This window comes from Tamlana sp. 2_MG-2023, assembly GCF_030548465.1.
Taxonomy (GTDB): Bacteria; Bacteroidota; Bacteroidia; order Flavobacteriales; family Flavobacteriaceae; genus Pseudotamlana.
This window is the reverse complement of sequence record NZ_JAUOSF010000009.1, coordinates 80,496-89,978: the sequence shown is the minus strand read 5'-3', so window position 1 is coordinate 89,978 and position 9,483 is coordinate 80,496. Positions and strand designations below refer to the sequence as shown.

At 33.7% G+C, this 9,483-nt stretch carries 3 protein-coding genes; 1 reads left to right on the top strand and 2 read right to left on the bottom strand.

All coding sequences use genetic code 11. The features are described from left to right. Positions 1–527: 527 nt before the first annotated feature. Positions 528–2,744, bottom strand: coding sequence for an FUSC family protein (locus Q4566_RS14430; protein WP_303422612.1), 2,217 nt, complete (start codon positions 2,742–2,744; stop codon positions 528–530). A gap of 443 nt (positions 2,745–3,187) precedes the next feature. Between Q4566_RS14430 and Q4566_RS14425 the strand changes: the two genes are divergently transcribed. After that, on the top strand, positions 3,188–4,807 hold the full coding sequence (locus Q4566_RS14425) for an AarF/ABC1/UbiB kinase family protein (protein WP_303422609.1): 1,620 nt from the start codon (positions 3,188–3,190) through the stop codon (positions 4,805–4,807). Positions 4,808–4,915: 108 nt separating this feature from the next. Here Q4566_RS14425 and Q4566_RS14420 read toward each other — a convergent pair whose 3' ends face one another. Continuing rightward, positions 4,916–8,899 carry a PAS domain S-box protein gene (locus tag Q4566_RS14420; protein WP_303422607.1) on the bottom strand — a complete coding sequence of 1,328 codons (3,984 nt, stop codon included), beginning with the start codon at positions 8,897–8,899 and terminating at the stop codon, positions 4,916–4,918. Between the last annotated feature and the right edge of the window lie 584 nt (positions 8,900–9,483).

Below are 9,483 nucleotides of genomic sequence, written 5' to 3'. Positions count from 1 at the left end.
GGAGAGGGTCCTGGGTTCGAGCCCCAGCCCGGTCACATTATACTAAAAAGCCTGTAACACAAGTTGCAGGCTTTTTTGTTCTCAAGAATAGCTGTTACACTGAGGTGCGCGGAGGTTACACGGAGAGTCACAGAGGGTTTTTTAATAGTTGCTTGTTGTTAGTTGTTAGTTTTTGGTTTTTGGTGCTTATTCTTGCGTGAAGTTTATATATTAAAGTTCAACGTAACAGCTTCTAAAAATTTTTACTGATGGTTCTCAACTTCGCTTGAACACCGTTTCTATTGATGTTATGTATTTATTAAAACTGTATTGAAAATCTGTGTTAATCTGTGAAATCTGTGTCTTAAAATTAGTTGTTGGTTTATGGTTGCTTACTCTTGCGTGAATTTTTTTCTCTGTGTATTTTTGCGGTATCCTCGGTGGAACTCTGTGTAATAACGAGCGCATATGATATTCAGTGTTTGAATAAATTTAGCGCAATGCAACGCCTCAGGGTAATAGCTTCAGTAAAATTAAATTTATCAGCTCTAAATCTTTTTAACCTTCTTAACTAAGTTTTCAGATAAATTCAACAGCCATTTTACCTGCTCTGATACCAATTGTGTTTCGTGTAATTTCCTGCGCATTCCTGGTGTAATAGGTAGTCCAGCTTCAATTTCTTTATCTCTTTTTTCAGCTAAATCATGAAAGTAATTATCATATTTCTCTGTTGCTTGTTTTATTTCATCTGTGGCAAGTGTGTGACCTGATTCTACATTATTTAAGATCGCAACGGCTTTAAGTAAATTGAAATTGATGTGTTTGATGTAAATTTCAAAATGCCTAGGAGCTTCTCCTGTTTCATTTGTTCTGATATACATTCCTAGAGAAGATAACGAAGATAAAAAAGTGTTTAGAATAGCCGTTAATTCATAAATTACAGCAGCATTTGATTGCTTGGATTTAGGTTCTTGAGCAAATCTTTGGTATGCTGCATTCATATTACCTATTTCTAAAAACACTTCTTTTCGTGCTAAACTGTAACTAGTAGGCGCTTCTCCCTTTTTATGATATAATTGATCGACTTCTTTTAAAAATAGAGATAGGGCATCTATAGTGTGTGTATAATATTCTTTTATATTTTTTGATTCCCAAGCAGGCCATAACAAATAATTTGCTACATAAGCCAATACTGCACCAATAAGGGTATCTATAACTCTAAATTTAATGACATTTAAAATGTTTGGTGTCATAAGAGCGTACATGAAAATGACGTATAGCGTAATAAAAGCAGCACCATTACGATAGTTTTGCTTTACCAATGAAAAACCTATAATTAATGATACAGCAGCGATAACGCCATAAATAATTGTGTTTTGTGTTAGAAAGACAATGCCAACTCCTACCGTAGCACCTATTAGGGTGCCCGCTACACGATTTTTAGTACGTTCTTTAGTCAGGCTATAACTTGGGCGCATGATTACTACAATGGTTAATATAATCCAATAAGGCTGCTGCATTTCAATCGCGTGACCTATTATGAACCCAATTAACATGGTTACTGTTAGTCGTAGCGAATGTCTAAATATGGGAGATTTAAAACTAAAATTAGCCTTTAACTTTTTAAAATCATAATCTTGAGGTGTGATAAACTGCTCGGCGTCTTTTATTCCCCCAATTTTGTCATTTTTCGAATAGTTGTTCAAGATCCTTACCATATCATTTAAGTTGCTTATTTGCTTCTCTAGATAGGTTTTGTAGTTTAATAGAAAAATTGTGCCTTCTCTAGATTCGGGTAAGCCTACACTAATTTTATAGTGCTCGATATGATTGTCAAGGTTGTTTAATAGTATTTTGAAATTATTTTGAAAACTTAATTTCTCTTCTTTTAAAATAACTTTAGAAAGATGGTTTAGTCGCTCTGATATTTCGAATAATAAAAGCTTAAAATCATTAATTTCTTCGGGATGTTCCTTAAACCAGGTGTCTAACTTTTCATAATCTATGGTGTTAGAAATAGCTAATTCATAGATTTCCATGATTTTAGAGAAGAATAATTGACGACGTCGTGATCTATTGCTAAAACCTGAACTCCTTCTGCGTTCTAGAATAACCTCTCTGATAGTTTCATGGAGCTCGTTAATTTCAGTTTGGAGTTTGAATATTTGTTCGAATAGCGCTGGTCTATTTGTTGTTTCTACGAGAAGTTTACCACGAACTCGTATGAATTCAGATGTTTTTTCAATCAATTGAATGTATAAAAAATCGACTTCAACTTTTGAGAAGGCGATTTGGGCCAAAGTGGTTAAAATTAAAAACCAAGTACCTCCTAAGGCAATGTAAACAGAGTGTTCTAAAGATGTAGTTTCTGTACTATGATGAGCGAAGGCTAAAACTAAAGACAATAAACCAGACAATGAAACGAGAGAGGCTCTAAATCCGAATACCGAAATGTAGGCCACCGAAAACACTAATACGATTAATAATGGAATTAGAACTACTAAATTGCTACTAAAATAACCGACTACTAAGGTGATTACGAACGTTAAAATTATAGACGCAAATATGCCGTAAAACTTATGTTTTAAACTTCCTGGTACATCGGAGGGTGCACATAATATAGCTCCTAAAGCCATACTAAAACCAATATCTAATCTGTCAAAAAAATAAATAGATACAAAAACAGGAATTGCCATCGCAAAGGCCACCAAAAAGGCTTTTGTAAAATGTGTGCTCTTAAAGTAACGAAGTAAATTATTAACCATATTTCAAATTTAAGGAGGAAAAAGTAGATTCTATGGATCTTAAGGCTAAAATAGAACTTCATAAGTTTTATATAAAAAAAATAATTTGGTTTAAAGTTATATTCATAGTGGTTTGTTCTTCATGTTTAGTGTAGACTACTTAAAAAAATTACAAGATTATTAGTTGTTGTTAGATGTTGTTTTTCGTGATAATCTTTTTAACTTGTGGTAAAGGTATACGAAATATAGAAAATGCTTTATTTACGATCCAACTATATGAGTAGCTCATTTTTATGGGGTTAATTTTTCTTCGGAAAAACTAGACAATCACATATATGGTGCTTCATTTTATGCAAAATAAATGTTGTAAAATTAAAGGTTTCTAAGTGGTTTTATAAAGGGATGATTTCAGTTTTGATAAGACGATTACCTCATAAAGTAATAACATTAATACATTTATAATAATGACTACTAATTCTGGCAGACTAAAGGAGATCATTTCCGTATTAACGAAATATGGCATCGCAGATTGGTTAAGTGGTTCAAAATCTGAATGGATTCAACAACAACTTAAATCCTCTAAACACGAATCTATTTTAATGTTACGTAAAGAAGAACGTGTTCGAATGGCGTTAACAGAATTAGGAACCACTTTCATAAAATTTGGGCAGATTTTAAGTACCCGTCCAGATCTAATCGGGGAATCGGCAGCAAAAGAACTTAGTAAACTTCAATCTTCAACGCCATCGGCTACTATAGATAAAATAGAAAAGCGAATTAAAGATGAATTTGGAATTAATGATGTCACTGAGTTTTTTGTAGACTTCAGTGTTGAACCTATCGCTTCTGCTTCTATCGCTCAAGTACATAAAGCGAAACTCAAGTCAGGTGAAAATGTTGTGGTTAAAGTGATGCACGAAGGTATTGAAGAAAAAGTCAATGCTGATCTAGAAATTATGACCCACTTGGCATCAATTGCTCAGAAATATCATGGACTAAAACCATACCAGCCTGTTGCATATACAAGACTGTTTAAACAAACGATGCTCGATGAGCTAGATTTTAACAAGGAATTTCAAAACCTTAAAAAGTTCACTCATAATTTTGAGGATGATTATCGGGTTGAATTTCCAATAGGTTATGATGCTTTTTCTGGTAAAACGGTACTTACCATGTCACTATTGGAAGGTTCTCCTTTAAATGAGGTAAAGGGGCTAAATTGGTCGGATGAACAGCAAAATGCTTTTACAGAAGAAAGTGCTGATGTTTTTATGGAAATGATGTTTCGCGATAAGTTTTATCATGCCGATCCGCATCCCGGAAACTTATTAGTTCGCGCCGATGGTACATTAGGGGTCTTAGATTGTGGTATGATTGGCAGAGTAGATAAGAGAACCAACGCTATTTTTGAAGAACTAATTATAGGAGTGGCACAAAAGGATACTGAATACATTAAAGATTTAATTATAAATATGTGTGCTATTCCAAATGATGCTAAATACAACGTTTTGTCTGCTCAAATAGAAGAATTTCTTGATCGTTATATTGATATCTCTTTGAGCGAGCTTGATATGAGCAGTGCGATTCAAGAATGCATGTCTATTATTCAAGAGCATAAAATGATTCTTCCAGCAAATGTATCAAGTGTTTTTCGGGTAGTGGTTTTACTTGAAGGAACTTCAAAGATTTTAAACCCTAATTTCAATATTGCGGTTTTGTTTAAAAATTATCAAGTAAAAATTTTTAAACAGCGCTATTCTCCAAAGGCGATATTCAGTCGTTCTTTTAGTAATTTTCAGCAATGGCAGCGTGCTATTGATAAAGTGCCTAAAGCCTTGGATAAATTACTTCAAAATGCAAGTAGCGATAACTTCGAGATTAATTTAGAACATCGTAACTTGGAAAAATCGGTAAACAGAGTTGTAAAGGGCGTTATTACAGCGTCTTTATTCTTGGGGTCTTCATTGCTCTGTGCCTTTAAAGTACCTCCAGTATTTGATGGCTATTCAATTTTTGGAATTGCCGGAATTATAATTTCTACCTATTTAACATTTCAACTATTTAGAGATATGGATAAATCTTAGCTTGTCGTAGATTTAGGTTTTATTACGAACTAACAAGCTTAAATATGTTGATCTAAACCCAGTGAATAGCGGTTGTCTCCTTCAGCAAATCTCTTTGATTAGTCACCTTTAGGTTGGAATGTAAATGTCAAATCTAGCGCCTTTGCCTAATGCGCCAGTGGCTGTAATAGCGCCTTTATGGTTTTCTACAATTTTTTTTACGATAGCAAGACCAATACCGGTTCCTATATATTTTTCTTTGCCGTGCAGACGTTGAAATACTTCAAATATTTTATTACTGTACTTGGGGTCAAAACCAATGCCGTTATCTAATACAGAAATATGGTGATATGTTTTTACTGCAGAGCTATTTCCAATATTGATTTCTTTGCCTGTTACTGTTTGACAGGTTATACTTATTTCAGGAGGTACTCCTTCTTTAGAAAACTTAAGTGAGTTACTAATTAAATTTAGTAACAACTGCCTGAATTGAAAATTAATCACTTTTATTTCACACATTTCACCTAGATGAAATGTAGCATTTTTTAATTTGATACTTTCTCTTAAATCTTCTTGGACTTCTTCAATAATTATTTTTAAATCTATGCTCTCGAATTTACGTTCTTGAATATCTGTTCGTGAGTATAAAAGTAAATCTTGAATAAGCGTTTGCATTCGATGCGCTGCTCTTTGCATTCTGTTAAATTTATCTTTTACCCGTTCAGATAGATTGTGTTCTTCTCTTTCTATTATTTGAGAAGACAGAATTTGAATTTTACGTAAAGGTTCCTGTAAATCATGACTTGAAATATAAGTAAATGATTGTAGTTCCTTATTAATTTTTTCAAGGTCTATGTTCTTTTCTTGTAACTCTTTTGTTCTTTGTTGAACGAGTTTTTCGAGTTCGTTAGTGAACATTTTTTGTTCTTGAATATCGGTGCTAGTGCCTACCCACATGGTTATATTTCCCTCTACATCTTTTTGAGGTATAGCTCGGCTTAATTGCCAACGGTACTCGCCATCATGTCTTTTAAAACGGTGCTCAAACAAAAAATCACGCCCGGTACTAATAGAATCGAACCATAAATTAATATTTTCTTCTCTATCATCAGGGTGGACAATTTCTAACCAGTCATTATGAACTTTCTCAGGAGATAAACCAGAATAGTCATATACCGATTGGTTGAAATAATTTAAAGTTCCATCAATATCGGCTGTCCATATAAATTGCGGCATAGAATCGGCTAGGAGTCGAAATTTTTGTTCGCTTTCTCTTAGTTCTTGTTGATGAAGTTTTTCTTTTGTTATATCTCGTAAAGTTCCAAACTTTTTAAAAGGTTTATTGTTTTCATCAAAAAACACTTTTCCTTGTGTTTTTATCCAGCAAATGGTTTGGTCAGGTTTTACTACACGAGCTTCATAGCTATAAATTCCTGTTATCATTGCTTTTTCAAATGCTTTTTCAATAATATCATGAATATCTTCCTGATGAATTTGATTACGCATTTGTTGGTGTGTTATTTTTTTTGATTTATCATGACCAAAAATAACGGCTAATCGAGAGGAGTGGATAATATTTCTAGTATCTAGATCTAGCTCCCAAGTCGCAAGATCGGTAGCTTCAGCCGCTAAACGAGATCGTGTTTCAGCTTCTTCCACTTTTTGACGAGCTTCCACTTTATCTGTGACATCATTTGCAGTAATCATAACGCCAAATATATCTCCGTTAGGTTCTGTTAAAGCTTTGTATTCAAAATCGAGATAAAACTTTTTAATACCATCATCTCCTTTTATTAAAGCGACAGATTCTTTTTCGGTATGTGAGATTCCTAAATTATAAACCTGACTTAATAATTCTGGATATTTTTGTTCTTTTAGCTCTGGAAAAACTTCTATTATAGGCTTTCCAAGAATATCCTTTTCTTTTTTACGCCAAATGGTTTTAATCATGGCCGTATTTGCCGATTCTATAATATGATTTTTACCTTTTAGGATGGTCATTGGAATAGGAGATTGCATGACCAAATTTCGAAAATGTCTTTCACTTTCTTCAAGTAAATATTTTGCTTTTATGGTCGCTGTTACTTCACTAGCAACCACCATAATGCCTGATATTTCACCATTTTCTTCTTTTAGAGGATGATAAACTAGATTGAAATAGCATAATTCCATTTTTCCACCTCGGTTTAGTGAAACAGATAATTCGGGGGAATAAAAAGCTTCACCGGTATCCATGACACCTTGAAAAAGTGGGGCTATTAAATCTTTGACTTCGGGTAACGATTCAAAAAGAGGTTTGCCAATAAACTCTTCTTCTGTTTTGTCAACAATTAATAAATAATTTTTATTGGCCATTTCAGTTTTAAAATTTGGACCTCTAAAAATAGCAATGCCTAACGGGGCTTGTTTTACAGAATTTCGGAATCTTTTTTCACTTTCTTCTACCTGTTGTTTCGCTTCATGAAGCCCAGTGACATCGGCTGCAGTATTTAAAACGCCATAAACCTCACCAGCTGTATTGAGTAATGGCGTAAAACTATAGTTGAAATAAAAAGTTTCTAATATGTTATTTATTTCTAGATCGACACGTTGGTTTTTGGCATGAAAAGGCCTTCCTGTATCTATGACGCCTTGGAGTTGTTCAAAAATATTTTGTTTTTTTAATTCGGGTAATACTTCGGTATATAGTTTGCCTTCTAAGTCATCACCTTTACCCCAAACATCTTTGATAGATTGATTTAGAAGCTCAATACGAAGTTCTCGCCCAGTATAGACACCAATAGGAAATGGCGCACTCTCCACTACAGCTCTAACGCGTTGTTCACTTTCTTCGATTTTTTTTCGAGCTTCTACATGAGGCGTTACTTCTACACCTAAAGCCATGACTCCATTTACCTTACCTATGGCATCGAAAAGTGGTTCGTAAGAAAAATTAATATAAACATCTTCCAAGGCTTCATTTCTAACTAATTTTACGAGTAGCTCGTCTGTAGAGAAACGATTTCCTGTGTTTGCAACATCATCTAATAGTTCTTTAATACCCTGATCTGCCAATTCGGGCATGGAAACGAAAATGGATTTGTTTAATACTTCTTCTTCAGTTCGGCCCCAAAGTTCCAATGCTTTAGTATTTGCGATTTCAACAACGTAATCTGGACCACGAAAAATTCCGATAGCCACAGGAGCTTGTAAAATCATTAAGCGAAGGTTTCTTTCGTTTTCCTCTTTTTTATTTCGGGCAAGAACTTCTTCGGTTATATCCTGTAAGGTGCCCGTAAATTTTATAGGTTCGTTTTCTAGGTTGTAAATAACTTTGCCTTTGGCTCTAACAACTCTTACTTCTCTGGTAATGGGGTTAACGATACTGTATTGATAATCAAAATCACCTCCCGATGAAAACTCTAAAACAGCTTCGATAGCTTGATATAAGCTTTCTTTATCCTTTTGTAAAACAGCATTAAAACTTGTCTCTAAATTAACATCTGTACAAGGGGATAAATAATGCCACGACCTAAATCTTTCATCTCCTGTGAGTTTTTTTGTCGTGGGATCTATTGTCCATGTTGCCAGGTTGGTGGCGTCGATGGCAAACTCAAGTTGGTTTTTACTTTCTTTAAGTTGATCTTCCGCTCGCTTTTTATTTGTGGTTTCAATAACTGTTACTAAAACACCTCCAACATCACCGTTTTCGGTTCGAATAGGGCTGTAGGCAAAATCAAAGTAACATTCTTCAATAAATCCATTTCTATTTAGGGGTAACATAAAATTAGGAAACCCTATTGGGTTACCTTCCATAACCCCATCAAACATGGATCCTATAATGTTCCATATTTCTGAAAAAGTATCTTTAGTGCTTATTCCTAATGCATTGGGATGTTTTGTAGCTCCCAATATAGGGCGGTATCCATCGTTGTATATTTGTGTGTATTCTTTGCCCCAAGCTATGTACATGCCAAACGGGTTTTCAAGCATGACGGAAACCATAGTTTTTAAACTTGCTGGCCAATCTTTAGGGTCTCCTAAAGGGGTTTTACTCCAATCTTTAGCTCTTATGAGAGTTCCCATTTCTCCCCCTCCTTTTAGAAAATAGTGGGATGTATTCGTGTTAGCCATTTAATTATTAATTATGAGATTGGAGAATAAATGAGTCTTTCGTAATTTGTATGATCTTACCAGAGTAAATTTAGTGCACTGCTTAACGCATAACTTTTTTAATTTTGAAAAATTGTAGTGTTTTTCAAAATAAAAGTTTGCAATAGAATCATATAATAAATCTAAAACAGAGGTGTCTAGTGATGATAACATTGTGACTTTATGAATGTTTGTTAGTTTTTTAATTAATTTAATTTCAGTTAAGGAGTCAAAACTAGATTATAGGGCATATTTAAATTTAGGAAAACTATTGAAGTATATTGACGTTTTCTTCCTGTTTATTAAAATAAAAAGATGTGAATAATTCAATGAGTTTATCGTTTTCATATAACGAATGTAAAAAATTAAATTCTCTTTTCTAAAATCAATAAAACAGATATAATTGGTTGGTTTAGATTGAAAGTTTTTGACCTAAAAAAACTAAGGATATCTACATGTACTTTTTTTAGTTATGGTTTATTCTAGCGTTGTTATCATAAAGGAGCAAGAGCGTTTAAGTTTGAGGCTATATAACCGACCAAAATAAGAATATAATTAAGGGAAGA

Coding starts and splice junctions, on each gene's coding strand:
- Q4566_RS14430 (WP_303422612.1), bottom strand. CDS start 2,744: ATGGTTAATAATTTACTTCGTTACTTTAAGAGCACACATTTTACAAAA.
- Q4566_RS14420 (WP_303422607.1), bottom strand. CDS start 8,899: ATGGCTAACACGAATACATCCCACTATTTTCTAAAAGGAGGGGGAGAA.
- Q4566_RS14425 (WP_303422609.1), top strand. CDS start 3,188: ATGACTACTAATTCTGGCAGACTAAAGGAGATCATTTCCGTATTAACG.